The sequence below is a fragment of the Microbacterium sp. VKM Ac-2923 genome (assembly GCF_022815605.1).
Lineage (GTDB): Bacteria > Actinomycetota > Actinomycetes > Actinomycetales > Microbacteriaceae > Microbacterium.
In genome coordinates, this window is the sequence record NZ_JALGRP010000001.1 from 87408 (window position 1) to 112199 (window position 24792).

Sequence of the window (24792 nt, forward strand, 5' to 3'; positions counted from 1 at the left end):
GTCGGTCACCCCTTGACGGCGGAGCCGGCGACCGACTGGACGAAGTAGCGCTGGAAGATGAGGAACACGATCAGCACGGGGAGCACGAGCAGCGTGCCGAACGCGAACGTCTGGCCCCAGTCGACGGGGACGCGGGCGGAGAAGACGCTCATCTGCAGGGGCAGGGGGCGAACGCTCGGGTCGCTGGTCACCAGCGATGGCCAGAGGTACTGCCCCCAGGAGCTCAGGAAGGTCAGGATCGCGACGGTGGCGAAGACGGGCCGGGAGTTGGGCACGACGATGCGGAAGAACGTTCCCCACGCGCCGAGCCCGTCCAACCGCGCCGCCTCTTCGACGCTCTTGGGGAGGTTGAGGAAGAACGTGTAGAAGAGGAACACGCTGAACGCGTTCGCGATGAACGGGATCATCTGCACCAGCAGCGTGTCTCGCTCGCCCTGAAGGAGGGCCATGAGCGGGATCGCGACGGATTCGAACGGCACGATCACGAGCAGGATGATGAGGATGAAGACTTTGTCTCGTCCCACCCATTCGAGCCGCGAGAACGCATATCCGGCGAGGGAGTTGACGACGAGGCCGCCGACGACGACCACGACCGAGATGGCGACGGAGTTGAACATGAACTGCCAGAAGTATCCGGAGGCATCGGAGCTCAGCGCCTGGAAGACCGCCGCGTAGTTGTCGAAGGAGAGGTTGGTCGGGAGGAACCCGGCGAAGCCGTCCAGGACCTCGGCGGAGGGCTTCAGGCTGCCCACGAGGAGGTAGAAGATCGGAGCGAACATGAGGATCGCGGCGACGGTCATGAGGGCGTAGTCGCGGATGTTCGTGGCGGTACGACGTGAACGGGGGGTGGAGGTCATGACTCGCTCCTCTGGCGAAGCAGGCGACGCTGCACGATGGTGATGAGCACGATGATGAGGAACAGCACCACGGAGATCGCGGACGCGCGACCGAGGTTGTTCTCCGAGAAGATCGCGTTGGTCGCGGTGTACAGCAGCGTCTGCGTCGCATCCTCGTTCGCCCCGGCGGTGCGGATCAGGATGTACACCTGGTCGTAGACGCGGAAAGCCAGGATCGTGGTGAGCAGGGTCACGAAGATCAGGGTGTTGCGGATGCCGGGGACGGTGACGTGACGGAACTGCTGCCATCCGTTGGCCCGGTCCAGGCGGGCTGCCTCGTAGCGTTCCTCGGGGATCTCCTGCAGTGCCGCGAGGATGATCACCATTTGAAAGCCGACACCCTGCCAGATCGACAGCAGGATCACCGACCCCAGGGCGGTGGCGGAGGAGCCCAACCAGTCCTGCGCGGGGACGAGTCCGCCCGTGATCAGGGAGACCGAGGCGTTGAGGAGTCCGTCTTCACCGCGGTCGAGGATCAGGCGCCAGATGACGGCGACCAGGGCCATCGGGAACACGACCGGCATGAAGAAGAAGGTGCGGAAGAACTTCACGCCCCGCAGTCGCCGGTTCAGGAGCACGGCGAGCACGAGGGCGAGCCCGGTCTGAACGGGGATGACGACGACGGCGAAGACGAGGTTGTTCAACAGCGACCGCAGGAACGTGCCCGAGAGGATCGGGTCGGTGAACAGGCGGATGTAGTGCGTGAATCCCCAGAATCGCGGGTCGCGCGCCAGATCGGCCTGCACGTTGAACAGCGAGAGCACGATCGCGGCGACGAAAGGGACGCCGACGAAGAGGACGAGGCCGATGACGGCGGGCGCGGCCATGACGACCCCGTCGCGGGTGTCTCGCCATCGGATCCGGCGGGGGCGGGGGAGTGGCCCTGCGGGGGGTATCGCCGTTGATACGGGGGTGACCATGATGCTGCCCTTCTTACGTGTGGTGGGTGTGGGGGTGCTCGCGGTCGAGCGGGCACCCCCACGGTGGGTGAGGCGACTTACTGCTGGTATCCGTCGTTGTCGGCGAAGTTCTGGTCGATGGTGGTGGCGGCGTCCTGGAGGGTCTTCAGAGGTGCGGAGCCTCCCCAGACGGACGAGAGCGCGCTGGCGAACTGGGAGGTGACGGTGGGGTACCCGGCGGTGATGGGTCGGTACACCGCCACGCAGCCGTCGGTGATGGCATCCGAGGCGCACGAGTTCGCGAGCTGCTCGCCGAAGAGGGCCAGCGGGCCGCCCTCCTTGTAGAGCGGGTCGGCGGCGAAGGCGGACGCGGTGGCGGGCGGCGCGCCGTTGGCCTGCGTCATCGCGGTGACGTTGTCGTCGTTGAGCAGGTAGTCCAGGAACGCGCCCGCGGCGCTGCCGTTGTCGGTACCCGCTCCGATGCCCCAGGTCAGCGAGCCGGCTCCGGCTTTCGGGCCGTTGCCGAAGTCGGGGAGAGGCATGACCAGCAGGTCGTCGCCGAGGGCCTCGCTGTAGGCGGGGTAGTTCCAGTGTCCGCCGACGCCGAGGGCCACGCGGCCATGGGGGAACGCGTTGCCGTCGGCGTTGGAGTCGACGAACGGTTTCCAGGCGGCGATGTCGGTCAAGGCCTCGACGCTGGCCTCGGAGTCCAACGCTCCGGCGGCGGTGTCGTCTTGGAGGAGGTTCCCGCCTGCAGACCACACGAAGGGCGCGAAGGCGTACGTTCCCCACTCGCCCGCCAGCCCGGCCTCGTTCAGGTCCAACGCCTTGCCGGACGGGCTCGCCGCGGCGAGGGTGGCGAGGGCGTCGGTGAATTCGTCCGAGGTCCACGCGGTGTCGATCGACGTCGGATACGTGACTCCCGCGGCATCCAGCAGAGCTTTGTTGCCGTACAGGCCCATCGCGGAGTCGAATTGCGCGAGCGCGTAGAGCTCCCCACCGGAGGTTCCCTCGGAGATCGAACCGGCGGTGGCGTTGTCGATGGTCTCCGGCGAGACGTACTCGCTGATCGGGGTGATCTTGCCGTTGTACGCGAAGCTCGCCAGGGTCGGTCCATCGATCTGGAGGACGTCGGGCAGCTGGTCCTTCGGGGTGCTGGTGATCGTCGTCGTGTACGTGTCGCCGGCGATCAGGCGCAGGCTCGCGGTGATGTCGGACTGCGACGAGTTGAAGCCGTCGACCGCGGCCTGCAGCGCGGCATTCTCGCTGTCCTGACCCTGCAGGGCCCAGATGTCGATCTCGCCCGTGCCGTCGCCGGCAGAGCTGTCGCTCCCGCCGCCGGCGCAGGCGGTGAGGAGCACCGCGCTGGTGGCGAGTGCGGTGGCGGCGACGATGCCGCGTCGCGTCGTTCGTGTGATGTTCATCGTTCTCCTTGATGTGGATATCCGTCGTTGGACACGGGGTGCAGGCGGGGGAGGCGGTGGAGCATCGCGCGCACGCCTGCGGTGCGCGCGACAAGTGCGGGGGAGGGGGCGGTCAGGAGTGGGCCGCCGCGATCTCGTGCAGGTCGATCTCGCCCTGCGGCGAGATCGAGAACGGGATGGGGTCGGAGATGGCGCTGCGGAAGCCCTCGGGAGTGCGATCGTTGTGGAACGCCAGCAGAGCCCAGCTCTCATCGCGGCGCTGGACGAGACGGCCGGAGTACAACGACTCCGACGTCAGCGGCCGTGCCTGCGACAGGTCGAACGGCCCGGTGGGTGAGTCGACGAGCATCGCCCAGGTGCCGACGTTCGGGTGGTCGACCGCGCGAGCGGTGGTGGTCGCGTCAGCCGAGCAGGAGAACACCAGCACACACCGGTCGCCGACCTGGGCAACCTGCAACACCTCGACGTGCGCGAAGCCCGCGCCGGGCTGAGACAGCGGGGGGCGCACCTCCCAGGTGGAGAGGTCGGTGCTGACCGCGTGCCCGACGACACCGCGATCGTTCAGATCGCCGTGGTTGGCGCGCGCGGTGACGAGCATGTGGAACCCGTCGCCCTCGGGATCGGCGAACACCCAGGGGTCCCGCCAGGCCTCCTCCTTCCACGAGGAGGTGCCCCACGTCTCATACCAGCGGGCGTCCGCCGACGTCACCGGGCCGGGGTGCTTGGTCCACGTCGACAGGTCGACGGATGTCGCCATGCCGACGGTCTCGATGTTCGCCATGTGGGGTTCGCCGGCGAGGAAGCGGGAACCGGTGTAGAACATCCGCCAGATCCCGTCGGGGCCCTGCAGGACGTTTCCCGTCCAGGTGGCCGTCTCGTCGAACGCCCCGGCGGATCCGACCGAGAAGGGGGCGTCCCGCAGCTCCCACCGGACGAGGTCCGTCGACACGGCGTGACCGATCCGCGCGGCGCGGTGTCGGCGGGACTCGTCGCCCAGGGACATCGGTGCGTGCAAGAAGAACAGGTGGTGGTCGGTCCCGTCGTCGGCCAGCCAGAAGTCCCACACCCACGAGTCGTCGAGGCTCAGCATCGGGGGCACCCGCGTCCGTTCGTGGTTCCGCTTCGCGGTGTGGTGAGTGACACGGGGATCCTTCGGCGTTGAGGGTGGGGAGAGTGCTAACACGCTTGACTAGTGAAGTTAGGCGCTTTAGCAAACCGTGTCAAGCGCTTTAGCAAACGGATCGATAGGCTGGGATCAGGCAGCGGCGATGAGGAGGTGCGCACGTGGGGCAGAAGCGTGTGACGATGGCCGATGTCGCGCGCCTCGCGGGAGTCTCGACGACGGCGGTGTCGCTGATCATGAACGACCGGCAGGGCACCCGTCTGTCCGCCGATGCCGCTGCGCGCGTGCGCGCCGCGGCGGACTCTTTGGGCTATCGCCCCAATCTCACCGCTCGTGCGCTGAGCACGCAGAAGTCGCACGTGATCGGCTTCATCTCCGACCAGGTCACGACCGACCGCCTCGCGAGCGGGCTGATCCGCGGGGCGCTGAGAGAAGCAAAGAAGCACGGTCACGTTCTGTTCATCGCGGAGACCGACGGTGAAGACGGAGCGGTCGACGGAGCGATAGAGGCGCTGTTGGATCGGCAGGTCGACGGCATCATCTACGCCGCGACGAGACCGCATACCCTCTCGGTGCCCGAGCTCGTCGGTGTCACGCCCGTCGTGATGCTCAACGCGACCGCGGAGGGCGCCAGAGGGGTGGTGCTGGCCGACGAGTACCAGGGCGCGCGCGACATCGTGACGCTCTTGTTGGACGCGGGCCACACGACAGACGTCGTCATCCTGGGGCGGTCTCTCGACCAGCCCGATGACGAGTGGCTCACCGTCGCGGTGCAGCGACGACTCGACGGGATCTGGGACGCACTGCGCTCACACGATGTCGTTCCCGTGGCCCAAGTCCCCGTCCAGCCCTGGTCGATGATCAACGGCTACCGGTCCGTTCGCGCGCTGATCGACGACGGATCGGTGCCGGCCGCGCTCATCTGTCTGAACGATCGTCTGGCGTTCGGCGCCTATCGCGCGCTGGGCGAGGCGGGTCTTCGCGTGGGACGCGACGTCGCGGTCGTCTCCTTCGACGACGACGACATCGCCGTCTACCTGGATCCGATGCTGACGACGGCCGCCGCTCCGTTCGACGAGATGGGCGCCGCCGCGGTTCGCCTGCTGTTGGCGGGGGTCCAGCCCGAGCAGGAGCATCTCGTCCCGGTCCCGCTGCGCGTGCGCGGATCCGTCGACGTGCCCCCGGACCTCGCGCGAACGTTCGAGACGAGTCCGAGCGAACCCGACTGGGTGCGCTGATCGAACGCCGCACTCCTTCGCTCGAGGACGCGACGCGCCCTACAGCTCGAGCGTGATCCGCTCGCACGCGGCCCGCGACACGCACACCATCATCGTGCGGTTCGCCGCCTGCTCCTCGGGCGAGAGGACCGAGTCGCGGTGCTCCACCTCGCCGTCGACGATGGCGACCTCGCACGTGCCGCACGTGCCCACGCGACAACTGGAGGGGACGATCGCGCCGGCCTCCTCGATCACCTCGAGCACCGACCGCTCGGGCGGCACCGTCACGGTCACCCCCGACAGCATCAGGTCGACCTCGAACGGCTCCGTCCACACCGGCGGTCCCAGCACCTTGGCCTCGAAACGCTCGACGTGCAGGCTGCCGCCGGGCCAGGCCGACATGGCATCCTCGAGCGCCTCGAGCAGGCGCGCCGGCCCGCACGAATAGACGACCGTGCGTGCGACAGGCGCGGCGAAGCGGGCGGCCAGATCGAGGCGGCGTCCCTCGTCGGCGGCATACACCTCGACCCGCTCGTCGTACCGCTCGGCGAGCTCGTCGACGAACGCCATGGTCCGGCGCGAGCGCCCGGCGTACAGCAGCGTCCACGACGCGCCCGCGGCCTCGGCGGCCTCGATCATCGGCACGATCGGGGTGATGCCGATCCCGCCGGCGACGAACACGTACGACCGACCGGCGGTCGGCGCGAACAGGAAGTGGTTCGCGGGTCCGCGCACGCGCAGCGAGGCTCCGTCGTGCGCGTTCTCGTGCAGCCAGACCGATCCCTCGCGCTCCCGCAGTACGCCGATGCGCCAGGTGCCGCGCGCCGCGACCGAACCGCACAGCGAGTACTGCCGCTCGAGACCGCCGGGCAGCACGACGTCGATGTGCGCGCCGGGCGACCAGTGCGGCAGGGTGCCGGCGGTGCGCTCGAGGTCGAGCAGCACGATGCCGTCCGCGGCATCCCGTCGGGCGCGCACCACGACATCGAAGGTGACGCCGCCGCTCACGCGTCGGCCCCCGTCGGCTCGTCGGCGCCACCGCCGTGCACCCGTTCCTTCACGATGAGCAGTCGATAGGGCGAGCCGTCGGGTGAGTGCCACCGGTGCGGGGTGCCGGAGCGGCAGTAGACCGAGTCGCCGACGTGCAGGGTGCGCGTGCCGTAGACGCCGAACGAGATGACGATCGACCCCTCCAGGACGGTCAGGAACTCGTCTTCCTCGTGGACGTAGTGATCGCCGGGTTCCGCGTTCGAGCCGGCGAACTCGAGCGGTTCGAACCGGCGCGGACCGGTGGCGAGCAGTCGCGCCGTGCCCTCGGCGTACGGACCGATGACGCCTCCATCTGCGGCGACGAACGAGGGCTGTGCGTCCTGCTCGGTACGCGGAGGCTCGGATGCCGCGATGAGTTCCACACGGCTCGTGCCCAGGGCTCGGGCCAAACGCTCCAGGCTCGCCATGCTGGGGCGGGCGAGACCGCGTTCGAGCTGGCTGAGGAACGGATGCGACAGGGTCGCCGCCTCCGCGAGTTGGGTGAGCGTCAGCCCGCGGGCTTTGCGCAGGCCGCGGAGATGCGCGCCGAGCCGCTCGTCGCCGGTGGGGGCGTCGACATCGATCGCGGGGGCCATGGTGGTCATCGTCGCACTCTCTCGAACAGCTGGGCGACGATCTCTTCCTCGTCGGCGGTGGTGAGTCGGCCCTCGTCGACGACGATGCGTCCGTCGACGACGACCGTGCGGGGTCGGCGGCCGGGGGAGGCCCAGAGAAGCCCCGCGACGGGATCCGCGACCCCGGCGTCGGCGATGCCCGAGACGTCCCAGAGGCACAGGTCGGCGGCCGATCCGGGGGTCAGGCGCCCGAGCTCCGGTCGGCCGAGACCGTCGGCGGAGCCCGCGGTGGCCATCTCCAGCACCTCGGATGCCGGCAGCTGCGGACCCATGAGGGCGGAGACCTGCAGCGCCAGGCGCGCGTCGGCGAGGAGGTGACCTGCGTCGTTGCTGCCGCCGCCGCTCGTGCCGAGGCCCACGGCGAGCCCGGCGTCGCGGAGGAGCCGGACCGGGGCGACACCCCACCCCATCGGCACGTCGCAGCCGGGGGCGTGGGTGGCGGAGACGCCGGATGCCGCGAGGCGGGCGATCTCGTCATCGGTGACGTCGCACAGGTGCGCGAGGGTGACGTCGGGGGCCAGCCAGCCCCACTGCTCGAGCAGGTCGAGGGGGCGCGAGCCGTAACGCGCGAGCGCGATCTCGACGTCGACGACCTCGTTCGCCTGCGTCCGCCGACGCAGGCCGTGCGTCCGGGCGACCTCGCCCAGCAGGTCGAAGCTCTCTCGCGGGTCGCTGTGCACGCCCGCGGGTCCGACCGCGATCTGCAGCATCCCGTCTGTCGAGACGCCGCCGTGGATGCCGGGCAGGAGCGCGCGCACGATGGCGTCGGCCGAGGCGGCCGCCTCCTGCGGATCGTCGCGCGCCGCGCCGCGCACGAAGGCGAGGCGCGCACCGAGCCCGGCCGCGGCCCCCGCGGCGGCCTGCGCCATGGCGACGGTGTCCGCATCGCTCGGCCAGGTCAGGTGGTGGTCGGCGACGGTCGTCACCCCGCTCAGCAGCGACTCCGCGAGCCCGGCGCGGGCGGCGAGGCCCGTCAGCTCCGGGTCGACACCGGCCGACGCGTAGGCCGAGGCCATCGCGGGGAGCCAGTCGCGCATCGGGATGCCGCGCGTGCCCGGAAGAGTGCGGAACGCGGTCTGGAGCAGGTGGTGGTGGGCGTTGACGAGGCCGGCGGTCACGACGCACCCCGTCGCGTCCAGCACGGTGGCATCCGTGACATCCGCGCCCTCGACGATCGTTCCGTCGATGCTCACGACATCGCCGGTGCGCACGCGGCCGCTGTCTTCGACCACGGCCACCGCGCCGCGCACCACGAGGACGCTCACGCGGTCCTCACCGCGCACGCGGCCGTCGCACCGTGTTCCTCGGTGCCGTGTCTCGCAGTGCTGTGCAGTCGCGGCCCGTGCGCGGCGCGGAGGGGCCGGGCGTCGGCGCCGTTTCGGGATGCCACGATCTCGGCGATCACCGACAGAGCCGTCTCCTCCGCCGTCGCACCTCCCAGGTCGAGGCCCAGGGGTGAATGCAGCCGCGAGAGCTCGGCATCCGTCACCCCCGCCGCCCGCAGCAGCATCGCGCGGCGCGCGACGGTCGCGCGCGCCCCCATCGCCCCGACGAACCCCACCGGCAGCCGCAGCGCCGTCCGCAGGGCCGGCACGTCGAGGCGCTCGTCGTGGGTCAGGACGCAGATCGCGGTGCGGGCGTCGGGGGAGGGTAACTGCGAGAGGTATTCGTCCGGAGCGGCGACGACGAGCTCGGCGGCGTCGGGGAAGCGTTCCGGCGTCACCAGGAGCGCCCAGTCGTCGCACACCGTCACCGCGAAACCGGCCGCGGATCCCAGGCGGCAGAGCGCCGCGGCGTGCTCCCCGGCGCCGAGGATGATCAGGCGGGGAGCGGCCGGGCGGTGCAGGTCGAGACCGTCGCCGTCGAGGGCGAGGTGCAGCGAGGCCTCCCGCCCCGCACGGGCGGCGACGAGAGCCGGGAGCGAGAGGGCCGGGTCGATGCGGTAGGCCACGACGTCGACGGCGCCCCCGCAGGCGAGCCCGGCGGTGATGGGGGTGACGGTGCCGTCGTCGGTGAATCCGAAGCGCGCGCGGCGGACCGCATCGGTGCGGAGCGCATCGAGCCCGAGCATGACGGCGTCGTTCTCGACGCATCCGCCCGAGATCGATCCGATCACGCGCGCGTCGCGCGTGACGGCCAGTGTCGCGCCCACACCGCGCGGTGCGCTGCGCACCACACCGGTCACCGTCACCGCAGCGACGGGCACACCCGCCTCGAGCAGCGGCACCAGGTCGGCTGCGAGATCGAGCATGGCTTCGACCGTAGTCGGGGTGTGTTTCGCGCGCGCTACGCTGTCGTCACCATGCCGGCCACGCCCTCCGAAGCCCCCTGGGGGCTCGTGTTGGCCGCGGGAGCGGGGCGCCGATTCGGCGGTCCCAAGGCGCTCGCCCGTACGTCCGCCGGAACGCCGTGGATCGCCCTCGCCGTCCACGCCCTCCGCGCGGGTGGCTGCGGCCGGATCCTCGTGACGCTCGGCGCCGCCGCCGATGAGGCGTTGCCGCTCGTCCCCGCCGGGGCGACCGTCGTCCGCATCGCGGACTGGCAGACGGGGGTCGCGGCGTCGGTGCGCGCGGGTCTGGTGTCGGCGGCATCCGGATCCGCTTCGGCTGCCGTCGTGCTGCCGGTCGACACCCCGGACGCCCCGGCCTCGGCCGTCGCGCGGCTTGTCCGTCGCGCCGCACCGGACGCGCTCGCCTTCGCCTCCTACGACGGTTCCCCCGGACACCCGGTGCTCATCGGGCGGGAGCACTGGAGTGCCCTCGCGGCGTCGGTGCGCGGCGATGTCGGCGCTCGGCCGTATCTCATCGCCCAGGGGGCGGATGCCGTCGAGTGCGGCGATCTGTGGTCGGGCGCCGACCGCGACGAGCGCTGAGCCGCGACGCGCTCACGGGGTCGGCCCCGCTGGTGTGTCCACCGAGCGGGGCGGGGCTCCCCTCCCTGCTGAGCGAGGGCGGGCGTGCGGCCGAGGACGGCGTGTCGGCGTGGCCCGCGGGGTCGGCGGGGCCGGCGGGGTCGGCGGGGCCGCGGCGCGAGTTCGCAGCGGACGGGGCCGTGGTGACGACGGACGCGCAGCGGGCGGCGGCCGACATTCACCCTCGCCTTCACTCGCGGACGCGGTCCACGCCCCGTCCCCGGTCAGCGCGCGAGCGCGTCGCGATACGCGTCCAGGGTGCGCTGCGCCATGAACTGCCACGAGTACATCTCGGCCCGCCGGTGTCCGCGTGTGCGCAGACCCTCCGCCACCTCGGGGTCGGTCAGCACGCGCGAGACGGCGGCTCCGATCTCCGACACCCTCGACGGGTCGAAATACACCGCCGCGTCGCCGTACACCTCCGGAAGGCACGTCGCGTCGCTGCTGACCACCGGGCACCCGTGGCGCATGGCCTCGAGCCCGGGGAGTCCGAAGCCCTCGTAGAACGAGGGGAAGGCGTACACCGCCGCGTTCTCGTACAGCCATCGCAGGTGACCGTCGGACACGAAACCGGCGAAATGCGTCGCCGCCCGCTCCCGGTCGTCGAGGTCGCGGATCAAGCGCGCCCCGTCGCCGTCCACCTTTCCGGCGACGACGAGCCCGAGCGAATCGTCGGCGACGCGCAGGGCGGCGACCGCGCGGATGAGGGAGGAGAGGTTCTTGTAGGGCACTTGCGTGCCGACGTACAGCACGAAGCGCCGGAACGGCACCTCCACGGGCGCCGGGGTCTCGGTGATCGCATCCGCCGCCGGGTACGTCAGCGTCACCCCGCTCGCCGCGGCTCGGGTGTACTTCAGCAGATCGCGTCCGGAGTAGGCGCTGACGACGAGGTTGACGCGCGAGAGATGAGCGACGGCGGTGAAGGCGCCCGCGCCGACCGCACGTTTGGCGAGCGACACGACCGGATGCTTCTTGTGATTGCGGATCTTCAGCAGCGTCATGTCGTGGAAGGTCGTGACCCGGGGACTTCCCACGGAGAGCGGCTGCTGCGGCATCGCGAAGTGCACGAGATCGGGCTTCAGCGCGCGCAGTTCGCGTGAGAACGTCGTCTGCTCCCGCAGCGAGAAGTAGGGGGTGTCGGTGGCGGCCTTGGCGAAGAGCGGACTGCTCGGCTCCCAGTCGTCGTACTGCGCTCGCGGGAGGACGATCGTGTAGCGATGCTCGGTGTCGATGCTCTGGAGGTTTTCGATGAGCTTGCGCGTGTAGCGCCCCGTCGAGGTGAACATCGAACGGGCATCGATGACGATGTGCGGGCGTCGTGCATCCACGGGGTGCTCTCTTCTCGGTCGGGACGTCGCCGATTATGACCGCCCGGGGTGCGGCCGCGACGCACAGTGGGACCGCGGCTGTCACCCCGCCAGCGGGTGAAGGCGAAGGTGAAGTGGCGGAACGGCGCGCCGCGACCGGGGGCGCTCGGGCGTGCGCGCCGTCTGAGGGAGGGACGCACCGCGAGCGCTGCCGTCGAGGTCGCCGCGCGGTCGGCGGTGAGGGCGTTGGTAGCTTCCCCGGGACGCCCGCCTGTCCGTGCGGGTCCGTCCGGGAGCACGGTGCGAGGAGAACATATGCGGATCGTCAGCCTGATGGCGCACGTCCCGTACCCGGGGATTCCCCACGCGGGCGGACAATACGTCCTCGCCCACCTCCGTGCGCTTCGGGGGCGGGGTCACTCGGTCACGGTGATCGCTCCCGGCTGGCGGGGCAACGGCGAGAACGCCCGGCTGCTCCGCGACGAGCTCGACGTCGAGGTCGTCGTGTGCGAGCCGCTCCTCTCCGGTCGCCTCGCCGAGTGGTGGGACACCCAGCAGATCCGTCTGTTCCCCGTACGGCCCCCGCGGCGCTTCCGGCAGGCGATCCGACGCTCGCGTCGCGCGCAGGCCGCCCTCGCCGACGGCGAGCTGATCGAGGCGCAGTGGACCGAGATGGGATGGCTTGCGCGGTCCGCTCGCCGCGCGCACCCCCGGGTGCGCCGTGTGGTCACGGCCCATGACGTCATCGCGCAGACCTACGAGCGCGTGTTCGCCACGACGCAGACGAGGTCGCTCGCGCGCGTGCTGGGGCTGTGGCGTCGATGGAGCGTCGCGCGCGACGAGGGACGGCTGTATCGCGAGATGGATGCCGTGATCGTCTTCAGCGCGAAGGACGCCCGCTACGTGCGCGAACTGAGCGATGGGGCCGCTCGCGCCGTCGTGCTGCGACCTCCGTTCGACGGTGGTGTGGCCGACGAGTATCGCGTCCTCCCGGACGGCCCCCCGACGATCGTTTTCGTCGGTGCGTTCTTCCGCGACGTCAACGCGCAGGCCGCCGAGTGGCTGATCGACGAGATCGTCCCGCTCGTTCGCGAGCGGCGGGCGGATGTCCGCTTCGTCCTGGCCGGCGCCGGCCCCACCGCGCGGATGATCTCGGCCGCGGAGGCGGACCCTCTCCTCGAGGTGACGGGCGAAGTGCCCTCGCTCGAGCCGTCGTACGCGGCGGCGACGGCGGTCGTGGTTCCCCTGCGCATGGGTGCGGGGCTGAAGTTCAAGACGGTGGAGGCGATGATGCGCGGTATCCCGGTGGTGTCCACGACCGTGGGGGCGGAGGGGCTGGTGGGCGAGGGTGACACGACGGGTCTGATGGTCGAAGACGACGCTGGGGGCATCGCCGACGCCCTCCTGCGCGTGCTCGACGACCCGGCCGCCGCCTGGCGTGCGGCGCGACACTCTCGCGAGTGGGCCGTCTCGGCCTTCTCCGCGACGTCGTTCCCGGAGCGTCTCGAGAGCGCCCTTCTCGGACGGGCAGGTCAGCGATGAGCGCGGCCGCCCGCGTGGCGGTGATCGTCCCCACCTGGAACGGGCGAGACGACCTGCCCGGATGCCTCGAATCCCTCCGACGCCAGAGCGTTCCGGTGGAGATCATCGTGGTCGAGAACGGGTCGACGGACGGATCGGTCGAGATGCTCCGGGATTCGTACCCCGACGTCACGCTGCTCGTACAGCCGGTCAACCTCGGGTTCGCGGGCGGGGTGAACGTCGGGCTCCGGTACGCCCTGCACCGTGGTCACGCCTTCGCCGCGCTGCTGAACAACGACGCGGTCGCCGAGCCGACCTGGGTGGAGCGCCTCGTCGAGGAGATGGCGCGTGACGAGAGCGTGGGGATGGTGGCGAGCAAGTTCGTCACGATCGACGGCTCCCGACTCGACAGCACCGGGGAGTGCTATTCGATCTGGGGGCTGCCCTTCCCGCGCGGTCGGGACGAACCGCGGTTGGATGCCTATGACACCCTCCCCGAGTTGTTCGGCGCGAGCGGCGGGTCGACCCTGTACCGCGCCGACATGCTCCGTGACATCGGTCTGTTCGACGAGGACTTCTTCGCGTACTTCGAAGACGTCGACCTGAGCTGGCGAGCGCGCCTGCGGGGATGGCGGGTGCGTCTTGCTCCGGCAGCCGTCGCCTCTCACCGGATCGGCGCGACGAGCGGACGCATCCCGGGGTTCACGACCTACCAGACGATGAAGAACCTGTTCTGGGTCGTGGCCAAGAACGTTCCGCGCCGCTACCTGGCAACAGTGGTGCCACGGCTCGCGCTGGCCTACACGCTCACGTTCTGGCGGGCCGTTCTGCGCGGCAACGGCGTCGTGGCCGTGAAGGGCGTCGCGGTCGCGGTCGCGAAGATGCCGAAGAAGCTCGGGGAGCGTCGTGCGATCCAGCGGGCTCGCCGCATCGACGACGAGACGTTGCGGTCGATGCTGACCTGGGACCTGCCGCCGGGCTCCACGAACCTCCGACGTCTGCGGGCGCTGTTCAGGCGCTCCTGAGCTGGCGGCCGCGTCCGGACCGCGGTCGCGAGCGGGTGCGGCGCGCAGACACTTCACCCGTCGCCTCACCCCGGCGGCCGGTCAGTGCGGGCGTGACGACGCGGCTCTGCGTCGCGATCACGAAGAGCGGCACGATCATCGAGGCGAACAGGGTGTCGGGGGCGTCGGTGCGCCAGGCGGTCTCGGTGATCGACGCCGCCGCCAGCACGCAGAGGAACGCCAGGGCCGCGACATGCTGACGATGCGGCAGGTATGCGGCGATCCGCGCAGCATTCAGCAGGACCAGCGCGATGAGCATCACGAGGATCAGGCCCCCCGTGACGACGTAATTGGCGAAGACGTTGTGCCCGTGGCCGGCGGCGGTCGACAACGCCGAGCTGAGCAGATCGTAGTGATCCGTGAACCAGGTGTGCCCGAGCCCGACGATCCACTCCGTCCCGTGCAGCTGAGACAGCACGAACTGCCAGATCGCCCCGCGGTCGGTGTACGCCTCCGGATCGGTCGTCGTGAGGGGGATGACGGCGATGGCGGCGACGAGCCCGATGAGCAACACCCCCAGGACCCGGCGGAGCGATGCGCGCAGCAGGAGGTTCAGCAGCATCACCACGAGCCAGACCGCCGCGCCGAACAGCGCCGTGCGCGAGGACGACCACACGATCGCGGCCAGGATGACGCCGGCGGTCGCCCAGCGCAGGTACCAGTGCGAGAACAGGTGTGCGAGGGGGAGGGCGAGCAGAAGGAAGAGCCCGTTCGAGTTGGGATGGCTGAAGAAACCTGCGAGCAGCGGCAAACCCGTGAGCGACTTGTCGGACGCGGCGTCGAAGCTCTGCGGCATGTACATGAGCGTGGGCGCGGTGACGGTCAGAGCCATCGACGCGGCGGCGAGGGCGGCGGTCAGCAGGGCATACAGCTTCAGGTCGTCGACACGCGTCTGCAGGGCCCAGAAGGTCACGGCCACACCGATCGGAAGGATCATCTGCGGAGAGACCCGCCCGCCCCGGGCGAATTCGTTCAGGATGATCCACAGCCACGGCGTGATCAGGACCAGCACGGGGGCGACGTCGTTGCGGACGAACGCGAAGCGGAAGACGATCACGAGGATGGCCACGACAGCGGGCAGATAGAACGCGACGTTCCACGCGTCGACGACCGCCTGCGCCAGGGTCGTCTTGACCCCCTCGACAGCCACCCGACGGCTCATCGTCAGCGTCTGCGCGACCGGACCCGACACGCACGCGAGCCAGAACACGAGAAGAAGACCGTACGAAGCCGCGCGCGCCCCGGGGCTCCGCGCGCCGGCCTCGAGGCGAGGGAGGTCGCTGGTGCGCACCCGCGCGCGGGCACCGGCCACGGCTGAGGAAGTCATCCGCACAGGTTAGGGGCGCTCTGCGACGCCACCGCCGCGACGGTGAGACGGCCTCCCGAGTCGGACACCGGGTGAAGTATCGGGCCCACCCGGGCGGGTGGGGGTCGAGGGTGAGGGGTGCGAGCGAGAGCGGCATCTAGGGTTCCGAGGGATGCGTCGCGCGCGGCGCGACGGGAGAGGACGGCCCACGTGGAGCCCGACGCATCCCCCGGTTCACGCGCCCGGGGCGCGACCCTGCTGCTGTCGACGCAGTGGCTCCGGTACGTGCTGCAGATCGTCAACATCGTGGTGCTCGCCCGACTCATCGGCCCCGCCGACTTCGGGATCGTCAGCCTGGGCCTGGCGATCGTCGGGATCGCGTCGGTGCTCGGCGACTTCGGCCTGAGTCTGGCGGCGCTGCGCGAGAAAGACCTCAGCCAGCAGCAGAAGAGCAACCTGCTGTGGCTGAACACGGCCATCGGTGCCGCCCTGGCGCTGGTGGTGGCGGCGGCGGCGGTCCCTATCGCGACCGCCTTCGACGACGACCGGCTCATCGCGGTGGTGCTCATCGCGGCTCCCGCCTACTTGTTCCGCGCCGCCGTCGTGCAGTTCCAGGTCGAGCTCAATCGCACCGATCGGTTCCGGCGTCTGGCGGCATCCGAACTCGGCGGCGATGCCGTCGGTGTCGCGACGGCCGTCATCCTGGCTCTTGCCGGGTCGGGCTACGTGGCGCTGGCCCTGCAGGGGACCGTGGCGGCCCTCGTCTCGCTCGTCTGGGCCTGCGCGGCCACCGGATGGCGTCCGAGCCTCCCGCGCAGGGCCCCGATGCGGCGCCTGCTCGTCTTCGGCGTCTCGACGCTCGGCACCCATGCCGCGCACTACATCACGACGAACGTCGACACCATCGTCATGGGCGCCTGGTACTCCGCGGCCACGGTCGGTTTCTACAGCCGCGCCTACCAGTTGGTGATGCTTCCCCTGCAGCAGGTCGCCGCGCCCCTCACCCGCATCCTCCTCCCGCGCCTGGCGGCCGTCGCCGACGACCTCGACGCGCTCAACGACGCCCTCGTCCGCGCGCAGCGCCTGGTCAGCCACGCCCTCCTCGCCGTCACCGGGTTGCTGGTGGTCGGCGGTGCGCCGCTGATCGAGGTCGTGCTCGGGGCCGACTGGCTGCCGGCGATGCAATACCTGCCCGTCTTGGCCGCCGGCACCGTGTTCCAGACGATCGCGTACGGCTACTACTGGGGGTTCGCGGCCCGGGGACGCTCGGGCGCCCTCTTCTTCTCCGAGGTGGTGGGCCGGGTACCGATGGTGCTGCTCATCCTCGTGTGGGCTCCGCTGACACCCGTCGGTGTCGCGTGGGGAGTGGTCGCCGGTCAGGTGCTGATCTGGGCATCGGGGACGTTCGTCTTCGCGCCGCGGGCGGGTCTGCGGGTTCGCGAGCTTCTTCTCACCGCGATCGTGCCGGTCACAGTGAGCGGTCTGGCGACCCTCGGGTCGTGGGGACTCGACACCGCGGTGCTGGGCACGCTCCCCCCTGTCGTCCGGCTCCTCGCCGTCGCCGCGGCCTGGACGCTGCTGGCCGGCGGGCTGCTCGCGGTGTGCGGTCGCCGCGACGCACGCCTGATGGGCGAGACACTCCGTTCGATGCGGCCTCGACGTCCGTCGTCGGCCGACTGACGACGCCCGAGAGCGTGCCGGGACCGTGAGGGCGGCGTCGCCCGGGTGGACGCCTTTCGAGGTGCACGCGCCGTCGCCCCGCGGAGCGCGCCGCCTCGCTCAGCCCCCGATGACGACGTTCAGCGGCTCCTCGCCGGAGCGCAGGCGGTCGATCTGTCGGCGCAGCAGACGCACGATGCGCGGGCGCATGGCATCCGTCGCCCCTCCGACGTGCGGAGCGATCAGCACGCCGTCGAGGCTCCACAACGGGTGGCCGGCGGGCAGCGGCTCGGGGTCGGTGACATCCAGCGCCGCTCGGATGCGGCCGCGCCGCACATGGTCGACGAGGGCATCGGTGTCGATGAGGGGGCCGCGTCCGACGTTGACGACGAGCGCTCCGTCGGGGAGGGCGGAGAGGGCGTCGTCGTCGATGACGTGTCGCGTCGCGTCGCCCCCGGGGAGGGAGGCGATGACGATGTCGGTCTCAGCGAGGACGTCGTACAGCTTTCCGAGCGGGAAGACCTCGACCTCGTCCTGCAGACGGCCGTGCGAGGCGACCGCGCGCAGGTCGACCTCGAAGGGCTTCAGGCGCGCGGCGATTGCACGGCCGACGCCGCCGAATCCCAGCAGTGTCACGCGCTGATCGGCCAGGCCGGTCGCTCCTCCACCGATCCATTCGCCGCGGTCCTGCGCGCGCACGAACTCGGGCAGGCGCCGTTGCGCCGCCAGTGCGAGTGCCACGGCCAGCTCGGCGGTCGCGGTTTCGTGGACGCTCGATGCGTTGGCGTAGACGAGGCCGTCTGGCAAGCGCCCCTCGACGTTGTCGTAGCCGATCGACTGGCTCTGGACGAGTCCGACCGAAACGGTCGACAGAGCCTCGATGACGCCGTCCATCGACATGTACGGCGGCACCACCAGGTCGAAGCGCTCGCGCGGCGCGGCATCCTTCATGTCCCAGACCACCACCTCGACCCCGTCGGGCAGCGGCTGCAGCTCGTCGCGCAGCTGAGAGGTGGGCACGGACACGACGAGGGGAATCTCTGTGGTCACCCGCTTCACGGTACCCGCGCGCTCGCCGCGTCGTCCTCGGTGGACACGACGCAGGAGATCTGATGCGATGCCCGCGCCCGGGCGGCCTCGGACCGGCTCCGACGGGGGATTTCCTGCGTCGTGTCTTCAGCCGACGGCGATCGGCGCGGACGCGCGCCGGCCGACGTGGACTCCGACCGGGACGTCGTAGGCGAGGTACTCCGTCAGCAATACCGTCGAGTCGCGCTCGAACAGGCGTCGTGACAGCGCCGCGGCGAGCTTCGTCGCACCGCCGACGAGACCGGGGATCTGGTGGCTCAGCATCCCCTGCGACAGGCGGGCGCCGTGATTGAACATGTGGATGCGCGACAGCGCCGATCGTCCGGCTGCGCTGCGGCTGACGAGCCCGAAGTCGTCGCCGAGGTAGGGGAACGCCGCCAGCCCGGGGTTCTGGGCGGCATCCTCGGGTGGGAGACGGTCGCTCCACAGGGCGGCATCCGACGCCACCGTCGCGAGTTCCGGGCGACGCGCCAGGTCGGCGGCGATCCCGGTCGCAGCGAAGACGACGTCGTAGTGATGGATGCCGTGCGGCGTGGTGACGGCGATGTCGCTGCCGGTCCACTCCACGCGTTGCCACGGCGATCCGGTCAGGAAGCGGAAGGTGTCGAAGGAGTGCGCGCGCCACAGCGCGTTCTGCGTCGCCGGTTGGTCGACGGCGGAGAGATGCACGTTGAACGCCCACTTCTGCGCGTCGGTGAAGGAGCCGTAGTTCTCGATGAGTCCCGCGAACTCCATCCAGCGGTAGGGGCTCACCTGCGGCATCGCCGACCGCCGCATGTGCACGTCGACGGATGCCGCCCCGTGTTCGAGCGCGGTCGCGGCGTTGTCGAACGCGCCCGTCCCGGCGCCGAGAACCCCGACGCGCAGGCCCGCGAGCGAGGCGAAATCGATCTCGTCGTGCGTGTGGTGGACGCGCTCGGCGGGGAGGCCCTCGAGCAGCGCGGGCACGTGCCGACCTCCCGCGCCCTCGATCCCGGTCGCGAGCACGACGTGGTGGGCGGGCAGGAGCCACTGTCCGTCCGGCCCGTCGAGGTGCAGGTCGAGCGGGCCGTCGGCGGTGGTGGTCTCCAGACGGGTCACGCGGGTGGCGGGGACCACGGTGATGTCGGACACCTCCCGGTACCACTGGAGGAAGCCCTGCCACGCGGTCGTCGGGAAGTACTCGATGCTCTCCCATGCGTCGGTGCCGTGGACCGCCTCGAACCAGGCCCGCGGGCTCACCGCGGGGGTGCCCCAGGTGGGCCACGCGATGTCCTTCGGTGTACGCAGCGTGTGCATGCGGGCATATGTGGTCCAGGGGCCTGCGGACCCGGCCGGGGCGGCGTCGATCACGACGACGTCATCGATCCCGCGGCGGCGGAGCCCCCGGGCGAGCACGAGACCGGCTTGTCCGGCGCCGACGATGACGACGGGTCGCACGCCGTCGCGCGCGGAGACCCACGACCGTCCGTCGCCGGCGCTGAGGGCGGCCTGGTGCGCCGCCTCCCGCTCGAGGGCGGCGAGGCGCGACGAGGCGTCGGGCAGGGCGGTGAGCACGGTCACTCGGCGTCGATCACGACGCGTACGCCGTAGGCGTCGTCGAGTCGGTGGTTGTGGTGGTCGGAGACGTTGGTGTCGTCAAGCTCGAGGTTGACGAAGTCCATGCTCGGCTCGGTGAAGAAGGGTCCGGCGTGCCAGGTGCCCTTTCGCATCGTGATGGCGGTGCGCGGTGGGATGCGGAAGGCGCGGAGGTCCTCGAGCGCGGGCTCGTCGATGCCGGGCGCGGCCACGGCGATCGTCCACTCGACGTCGCCGACCGACATCAGCGTCTGAGTGGTCTCGAGGTGGCGCGTGACACGCACGAACGCAGCCGGCTTGTCCTCGAGGTGCATGAGGTAGAAGCGCGGGATGCCGTTGGACACGTCGAGAACGGCCTCCTCGGCGGTGAACGGGGTGCCGTCCTCCATCGGTGTCAGCACGACGCCGTAGGCCTCGAAGCCGGAGGGGGTGATCGTCGCGGCGGTCAGGGTGTGGGTGGTGAGGGTGTCGGACACGGCGGCTCGCTTTCGTCGGGTGAGGCGAGCGTACGCTTGTCCAACAAGCTTCCTCGCCACTTGTCCGACAAGTTCACGGTGCGGTTACTTCCTCGAAACGCGCGGCCGGTCGTGCCCCTCGGGCGAGGGAGGAGTTTCGGCGGCGGGAGGAAGCCAAGAGGTGCAGGTGTCCTCCGCTCCCCAGATCTCCTCCGCCGCCAACGGCGCGCGCGTCAGGACCGCGCGCGTCAGGACCGCGCGCGTCAGGACCGCGCGCGTCAGGACCGCGCGCGTCAGGACCGCGCGCCTCAGGATCGCGCGCGTCAGGACCGCACGCGCCGGATCAGCGCATTGCGCAGCCCGGGCGGAGCCGGCAGCTGCACCTCTCGCGACCAGTACCCGATCGCGTCGTCGGCGCCGTAGCCGCAGTACGTCATCTCGATCACGGGTGTGCCGGGCTCGGCATCCAGGATCGCGGCGCGCTCGGCGTCGAGCTCGACCGCGTCGATCCACATGGTCTCCCACGCGACGCGCACACCGTTGGCCACCTCGGCGAGATCGAACACGGGCCGGTGCGGGTCGAGGTCGACGGCGCGCGTGAGGGGGACCATGTCTTCGGCGAGGGCGTACGGGGCGCCGTCGACGCGCCACATCTTGCGGGTTCGCAGCACCTCGGTGCCGTCGGGCAGATCGTCGTAACGGTCGTCGCCGGACACGAGCGTCATGCGCTTGGCCGCCACGACCTCGAGAGTCGGCTCGTATCCCGCGTCGCGGATCGACAACGAGTGATCGAACTGCTCGTCGATGCGGCGCCCCACCCCCGGCAGGCGCCGGTTCAGCGACGTGCGGGCGCCCTGTGTGCGGTGCACGTACCCGCGCTCCTCGAGGCGGATCAGCGCCTCGCGCACCGAGTTGCGGCTCGCGCCGGTGAGCTCGGCGAGCCGCGGCTCGGAGGGGAGGGCGTCGGCATCCGCTCGCCACAGGGTGCGGATGCGATCGATGAGCGCGTCCTGGTCGGGTGAGCGCTTCTCGGTCACGGGTGACGGGTCAGGCGGCGGCGCCCACCACGGCGGCGATCGCCGAGGTGAAGAACCCCAGTCCGTCGACGCCGGAGCGCATGGCGGCGCTCGTGCCCGGGCCGAAGCCGGGTTCGACGGCGTGCTCGGGGTGCGGCATGAGGCCCACGACGTTGCCGCGCTCGTTGGCGAGACCGGCGATGTCGTCGAGCGAGCCGTTGGGGTTCACGCCCACGTAGCGGAAGGCCACCAGGCCCTCGCCGTTCACGCGGGCCAGGGTCTCGGCATCCGCGATGTACCCACCATCGGCGTTCTTCAGGGGGATGACGATCTCGTCACCCTCGGTGAAGTCGCTCGTCCACGCCGTCGAGGCGTTCTCGACCCGCAGGCGCTGGTCGCGGCGGATGAACTGCTGGTGCGCGTTGCGGATGAGGCCGCCGGGAAGCAGGTGCGCTTCGACGAGCATCTGGAAGCCGTTGCAGATGCCGAGCACGGGCATGCCCTTGGCTGCGGCATCTTTGACCTCGGCCATGATCGGCGCGAAGGCGGCGATGGCTCCGGCGCGCAGGTAGTCGCCGTAGCTGAAGCCGCCGGGCAGGACGAGGGCGTCGACGCCCTTCAGGTCGTGATCGCCGTGCCAGAGGGCCACCGGCTCGCCGCCCGCGAGGCGGATCGCGCGCTGCGCGTCACGATCATCGAGCGAACCCGGAAAGGTGATGACCCCGATGCGGGCGGTCACTCCACGACCTCGATGTTGACCACGTCTTCGATGACGGCGTTCGAGAGCATCTCGTCGGCGAGCTCGCGGACGCGGGCCAGGGTGGCCTCGTCGACCTCGCCCTCGACGGTGAGCTCGAAGCGCTTGCCGATACGCACATCGGAGAAGCGGTGCTCGCCGAGTCGCGAGAGAGCGCCGGCCACGGCCTTTCCCTGCGGGTCGAGAAGCTCGGCCTTGGGCATGACGTCGACGACGATGGTGGGCACTGCAGCTCCAGGAGTCGGGTGGCGTTGTGGATGCCAGTCTACGCGAGGCGGCCAGGCGATTCCGGATGCCGACGAGCGACGGAACGCGAGACTGTGGGAGCGGTCCCACCAAACATGGCATCATACGGGTGGCGGTGAGAGGATGACCCTCGCGCCCAGGGAAGGAACCCGAACCATGTCCCATATCCGACCGTTTCCCGACGGCTTCCTCTTCGGTGCCGCCACCGCGGCCTATCAGATCGAGGGGGCAGCGTTCGAGGACGGCCGCACGGCCTCCATCTGGGACGCGTTCTGCCGCGTTCCCGACGCCGTCATCAACGCCGACAACGGCGATGTCGCATGCGATCACTACCATCGCTACGCCGACGATGTGCGGCTCATGAAGGAGCTCGGCCTCCAGACCTATCGCTTCTCGACTTCGTGGTCGCGGGTGCGCCCCGACGGTGGTGCGCTGAACCCGAAGGGCGTCGACTTCTACGAGCGCCTCGTCGACGAGCTGCTGGACGCCGACATCCTGCCCTGGCTCACGCTGTACCACTGGGACCTCCCGCAAGCGCTCGAGGAGAAGGGCGGGTGGACGGTCCGCGAGACGAGCGAGCGCTTCACCGAGTACGCCCTCGACATGCACGACGCCCTCGGCGACCGCGTCGACGTGTGGACGACCCTCAACGAACCGTGGTGCTCGTCGTTCCTCAGCTACACCGCCGGCGCCCACGCCCCGGGGCACTACTCGCAGGCCGAGGGCATGCTCGCCGCTCACCACCTGCTGCTCGGCCACGGCCAGACGGTGCGGGAACTCCGTGCCCGTGACGCCTCCCTCAACCTGGGTCTCACGCTCAACCTCACCGTGGCGGATGCCGTGAACCCGGCGGACCCCGCCGACCTCGACGCCGCGCGCCGCATCGACGGGCAGTTCAACCGGTGGTTCCTCGACCCGGTGTTCCGCGGCGAATACCCGGCCGACATCATCAAGGACTTCCGCGACACCGACTCCGAAGCCGTCGCCCGCTGGCAGGGGGCCGTGCGCCCCGGCGACCTCGACATCATCTCGACCCCGATCGACTCGCTGGGCGTGAACTACTACCACGGCGAGTTCGTCGGCGGCGCGCCGCCCGAGGTCGAGCCGCCCGCCGGCGACGCCCCCACGACGCGGCCGATCGGCAAGCCGTTCCCCGCGCACGACAACCTGTTCTGGCACGACCGCGGCCTGCCGCGGACGAACATGGGATGGGAGGTGCAGCCGGAGGGTCTGACCCGCCTTCTCGAGCGCGTGAGCGAGGAGTACTCCGCCGCGGCGGGCACCGCGCTGTTCGTCACCGAGAACGGCGCCTCGTTCGACGACGAGGTCGTGGTCGAAGACGGTGAGACCCGTGTGCACGACGCCGAGCGCGTCGAGTTCGTCGAGGTGCACCTGGCCGCCGTTCTGGATGCGGTCGAGAAGGGCGTCGACGTGCGCGGATACTTCTACTGGTCGCTCCTGGACAACTTCGAGTGGGCCTGGGGCTACGCCAAACGCTTCGGGATCGTCTCCGTCGATTACCAGACTCAGGAGCGCTCCATCAAGGACTCCGGCCGGCGCTACGCTCACATCATCGCCGAGCGCGCCCTGGCCACCGATCCCGCGGTGTGACCTTCGCGCGAGGCCCACGAGGAGGCAGCGTGATGGAGCTCGCACCCGCTCGAGGCACCGCCACGATCGAGGAGGTGGCGGCGCGCGCCGGCGTCTCCCGGTCGACGGTGTCTCGCGTGGTCAACGGTTCCACCGCGGTCTCGCCGGCGGCCCTCGAGGCCGTGCGCCGCGCGATCGACGATCTGCAGTACGTCCCCAATCGCGCGGCGCGCTCGCTGGCCAGCCGACAGACCCGTGCCATCGCGCTCATCATCCCCGAGCAGACCGACCGCTTCTTCGGCGACCCGTTCTTCGCTTCGATCGTCGCCGGCATCGGCGAGGTGGTTGGTGAGAGCGACTACCTCATGAACATGCTGATCGCCAGCGACGATGCCAGCGCCAAAGCGCTCGGGTACCTGCGCGGCGGCAGCGTCGACGGCGCGATCGTCGCCTCGCACCACACCAGCGACACCTTCCTCGAACGCATCGCCGACGTCGTCCCCGTCGTCTACGGCGGGCGCCCCGCGCGGGTGCGGGCCGAGGACTACTACGTCGACGTCGACAACGTCGCGGGTGGCCGGGCGGCCACAGCGCACCTGATCGCGCGCGGCCATCGCCGTATCGCCGCCATCTCGGGCCCGCCCGACATGGCGGCCGGCATCGACCGTCTGCAGGGGTTCCGCGACGAGATGGCCGCTGCGGGCCTGGCCCCCGCGGCGGTCGAGGACGGTGACTTCACCGAGAGGGGCGGTGCCCTCGCGATGAGCCGCATCCTCGGCGCCGGCGTGCGGCCCGACGCCCTGTTCGTCGCCAGCGACCTCATGGCGCGCGGGGCGTACGCCGCCCTGCGCGAGAGGGGCATCGAGCCGGGACGCGACGTCGCGGTGATGGGGTTCGACGACTCCTCGGTGGCGACCGCCCTCATTCCCGCCCTCACCACCGTGCGCCAGCCTTCCCGCGCACAGGGGCGTCAGATGGCATCCGTGTTGCTCGACGTGCTCGCCGGACGGCCCGCGGTGCACGCGACCATCCTCCCCACCGAGGTCGTCGCGCGCGCTTCGGCCTGAGGCTGCGTTCGCAGGCCAGCGGAC

Annotated in this window: 24 protein-coding genes; 7 read left to right on the top strand and 17 right to left on the bottom strand. The window is 70.7% G+C overall.

All coding sequences use genetic code 11. The annotated features are described in order from the left end of the window. Positions 1 to 5: 5 nt before the first annotated feature. From MT347_RS00340 to MT347_RS00355, 4 genes are all read right to left on the bottom strand, one after another. Positions 6 to 857 (bottom strand): carbohydrate ABC transporter permease, encoded by an 852-nt coding sequence (locus tag MT347_RS00340; protein WP_243497081.1) that lies wholly within the window; start codon positions 855 to 857, stop codon positions 6 to 8. Next, positions 854 to 1723: a carbohydrate ABC transporter permease gene (locus tag MT347_RS00345; protein WP_243497082.1), complete on the bottom strand. Its 870-nt coding sequence runs from the start codon at positions 1721 to 1723 to the stop codon at positions 854 to 856. The genes MT347_RS00340 and MT347_RS00345 overlap by 4 nt, the downstream gene beginning before the upstream one ends. A gap of 170 nt (positions 1724 to 1893) precedes the next feature. Next, positions 1894 to 3219 (bottom strand): extracellular solute-binding protein, encoded by a 1326-nt coding sequence (locus MT347_RS00350; protein ID WP_243497083.1) that lies wholly within the window; start codon positions 3217 to 3219, stop codon positions 1894 to 1896. 112 nt (positions 3220 to 3331) lie between these two features. Continuing rightward, entirely contained in the window at positions 3332 to 4309 is a 978-nt protein-coding gene (locus MT347_RS00355; RefSeq protein ID WP_243497084.1) for a glycosyl hydrolase family 32, read from the bottom strand. A 194-nt stretch (positions 4310 to 4503) separates the two neighbouring features. Here MT347_RS00355 and MT347_RS00360 point away from each other — a divergent pair, with 194 nt between their 5' ends. Further along, the gene (locus MT347_RS00360) at positions 4504 to 5580 is read left to right on the top strand and encodes a LacI family DNA-binding transcriptional regulator (RefSeq protein ID WP_243497085.1); all 1077 of its coding nucleotides are present in this window, start codon (positions 4504 to 4506) and stop codon (positions 5578 to 5580) included. A 39-nt stretch (positions 5581 to 5619) separates the two neighbouring features. Here the strand turns inward: MT347_RS00360 and MT347_RS00365 are convergent, their stop codons facing one another. From MT347_RS00365 to MT347_RS00380, 4 genes are read right to left on the bottom strand one after another with little or no spacing between them, the layout of a single operon-like run. Next, on the bottom strand, positions 5620 to 6567 hold the full coding sequence (locus MT347_RS00365; RefSeq protein WP_243497086.1) for a PDR/VanB family oxidoreductase: 948 nt from the start codon (positions 6565 to 6567) through the stop codon (positions 5620 to 5622). Further along, a complete protein-coding gene (locus MT347_RS00370; protein ID WP_243497087.1) occupies positions 6564 to 7193 on the bottom strand; it encodes a helix-turn-helix domain-containing protein in 630 nt (209 codons plus the stop codon). The genes MT347_RS00365 and MT347_RS00370 overlap by 4 nt, the downstream gene beginning before the upstream one ends. Further along, a complete protein-coding gene (locus MT347_RS00375; RefSeq protein WP_243497088.1) occupies positions 7190 to 8488 on the bottom strand; it encodes an amidohydrolase family protein in 1299 nt (432 codons plus the stop codon). The genes MT347_RS00370 and MT347_RS00375 overlap by 4 nt, the downstream gene beginning before the upstream one ends. Next, on the bottom strand, positions 8485 to 9474 hold the full coding sequence (locus MT347_RS00380; protein WP_243497089.1) for an XdhC family protein: 990 nt from the start codon (positions 9472 to 9474) through the stop codon (positions 8485 to 8487). Before MT347_RS00380 ends, MT347_RS00375 begins: the two co-directional genes overlap by 4 nt. Positions 9475 to 9525: 51 nt before the next feature. On the opposite strand from MT347_RS00380, the gene MT347_RS00385 reads away from it, so the two are divergent. After that, positions 9526 to 10095, top strand: a complete 570-nt coding sequence (locus tag MT347_RS00385) for an NTP transferase domain-containing protein (RefSeq protein WP_243497090.1) — start codon at positions 9526 to 9528, stop codon at positions 10093 to 10095. 263 nt (positions 10096 to 10358) lie between these two features. On the opposite strand, the gene MT347_RS00390 is transcribed toward MT347_RS00385, so the two are convergent. Beyond that, positions 10359 to 11462 (bottom strand): glycosyltransferase family 1 protein, encoded by a 1104-nt coding sequence (locus MT347_RS00390; RefSeq protein ID WP_243497091.1) that lies wholly within the window; start codon positions 11460 to 11462, stop codon positions 10359 to 10361. 294 nt (positions 11463 to 11756) lie between these two features. Between MT347_RS00390 and MT347_RS00395 the strand changes: the two genes are divergently transcribed. Both MT347_RS00395 and MT347_RS00400 read left to right on the top strand, forming a co-directional pair. Next, on the top strand, positions 11757 to 12983 hold the full coding sequence (locus tag MT347_RS00395) for a glycosyltransferase family 4 protein (RefSeq protein ID WP_243497092.1): 1227 nt from the start codon (positions 11757 to 11759) through the stop codon (positions 12981 to 12983). Next, a complete protein-coding gene (locus MT347_RS00400; RefSeq protein ID WP_243497093.1) occupies positions 12980 to 13987 on the top strand; it encodes a glycosyltransferase family 2 protein in 1008 nt (335 codons plus the stop codon). Before MT347_RS00395 ends, MT347_RS00400 begins: the two co-directional genes overlap by 4 nt. On the opposite strand, the gene MT347_RS00405 is transcribed toward MT347_RS00400, so the two are convergent. After that, positions 13974 to 15353: an O-antigen ligase gene (locus tag MT347_RS00405; protein WP_243497094.1), complete on the bottom strand. Its 1380-nt coding sequence runs from the start codon at positions 15351 to 15353 to the stop codon at positions 13974 to 13976. The genes MT347_RS00400 and MT347_RS00405 overlap by 14 nt on opposite strands. A 189-nt stretch (positions 15354 to 15542) precedes the next feature. Here MT347_RS00405 and MT347_RS00410 point away from each other — a divergent pair, with 189 nt between their 5' ends. Beyond that, entirely contained in the window at positions 15543 to 17012 is a 1470-nt protein-coding gene (locus MT347_RS00410; RefSeq protein ID WP_243497095.1) for a lipopolysaccharide biosynthesis protein, read from the top strand. Positions 17013 to 17111: 99 nt separating this feature from the next. Here the strand turns inward: MT347_RS00410 and MT347_RS00415 are convergent, their stop codons facing one another. From MT347_RS00415 to purS, 7 genes are all read right to left on the bottom strand, one after another. Beyond that, a complete protein-coding gene (locus MT347_RS00415) occupies positions 17112 to 18041 on the bottom strand; it encodes an NAD(P)-dependent oxidoreductase (RefSeq protein ID WP_243497096.1) in 930 nt (309 codons plus the stop codon). Positions 18042 to 18167: 126 nt separating this feature from the next. After that, positions 18168 to 19622, bottom strand: coding sequence for an FAD-dependent oxidoreductase (locus MT347_RS00420; RefSeq protein ID WP_243497097.1), 1455 nt, complete (start codon positions 19620 to 19622; stop codon positions 18168 to 18170). Continuing rightward, the gene (locus MT347_RS00425) at positions 19619 to 20113 is read right to left on the bottom strand and encodes an ureidoglycolate lyase (RefSeq protein ID WP_243497098.1); all 495 of its coding nucleotides are present in this window, start codon (positions 20111 to 20113) and stop codon (positions 19619 to 19621) included. The genes MT347_RS00420 and MT347_RS00425 overlap by 4 nt, the downstream gene beginning before the upstream one ends. Positions 20114 to 20197: 84 nt before the next feature. Continuing rightward, positions 20198 to 20521: a pentapeptide repeat-containing protein gene (locus tag MT347_RS18515; protein ID WP_374206479.1), complete on the bottom strand. Its 324-nt coding sequence runs from the start codon at positions 20519 to 20521 to the stop codon at positions 20198 to 20200. Continuing rightward, complete coding sequence (locus tag MT347_RS18315; RefSeq protein ID WP_308194193.1) at positions 20416 to 21129, bottom strand: GntR family transcriptional regulator; 714 nt, start codon at positions 21127 to 21129, stop codon at positions 20416 to 20418. Before MT347_RS18315 ends, MT347_RS18515 begins: the two co-directional genes overlap by 106 nt. Positions 21130 to 21139: 10 nt before the next feature. Beyond that, positions 21140 to 21847, bottom strand: coding sequence for a phosphoribosylformylglycinamidine synthase subunit PurQ (gene purQ, locus MT347_RS00440; protein WP_243497099.1), 708 nt, complete (start codon positions 21845 to 21847; stop codon positions 21140 to 21142). Beyond that, positions 21844 to 22092, bottom strand: a complete 249-nt coding sequence (purS, locus tag MT347_RS00445; protein WP_243497100.1) for a phosphoribosylformylglycinamidine synthase subunit PurS — start codon at positions 22090 to 22092, stop codon at positions 21844 to 21846. Before purS ends, purQ begins: the two co-directional genes overlap by 4 nt. A gap of 175 nt (positions 22093 to 22267) precedes the next feature. Between purS and MT347_RS00450 the strand changes: the two genes are divergently transcribed. Both MT347_RS00450 and MT347_RS00455 read left to right on the top strand, forming a co-directional pair. Continuing rightward, positions 22268 to 23722 carry a glycoside hydrolase family 1 protein gene (locus tag MT347_RS00450; RefSeq protein ID WP_243497101.1) on the top strand — a complete coding sequence of 485 codons (1455 nt, stop codon included), beginning with the start codon at positions 22268 to 22270 and terminating at the stop codon, positions 23720 to 23722. A 32-nt stretch (positions 23723 to 23754) separates the two neighbouring features. Next, the gene (locus MT347_RS00455; RefSeq protein WP_243497981.1) at positions 23755 to 24768 is read left to right on the top strand and encodes a LacI family DNA-binding transcriptional regulator; all 1014 of its coding nucleotides are present in this window, start codon (positions 23755 to 23757) and stop codon (positions 24766 to 24768) included. The last annotated feature ends 24 nt before the right edge of the window (positions 24769 to 24792 follow it).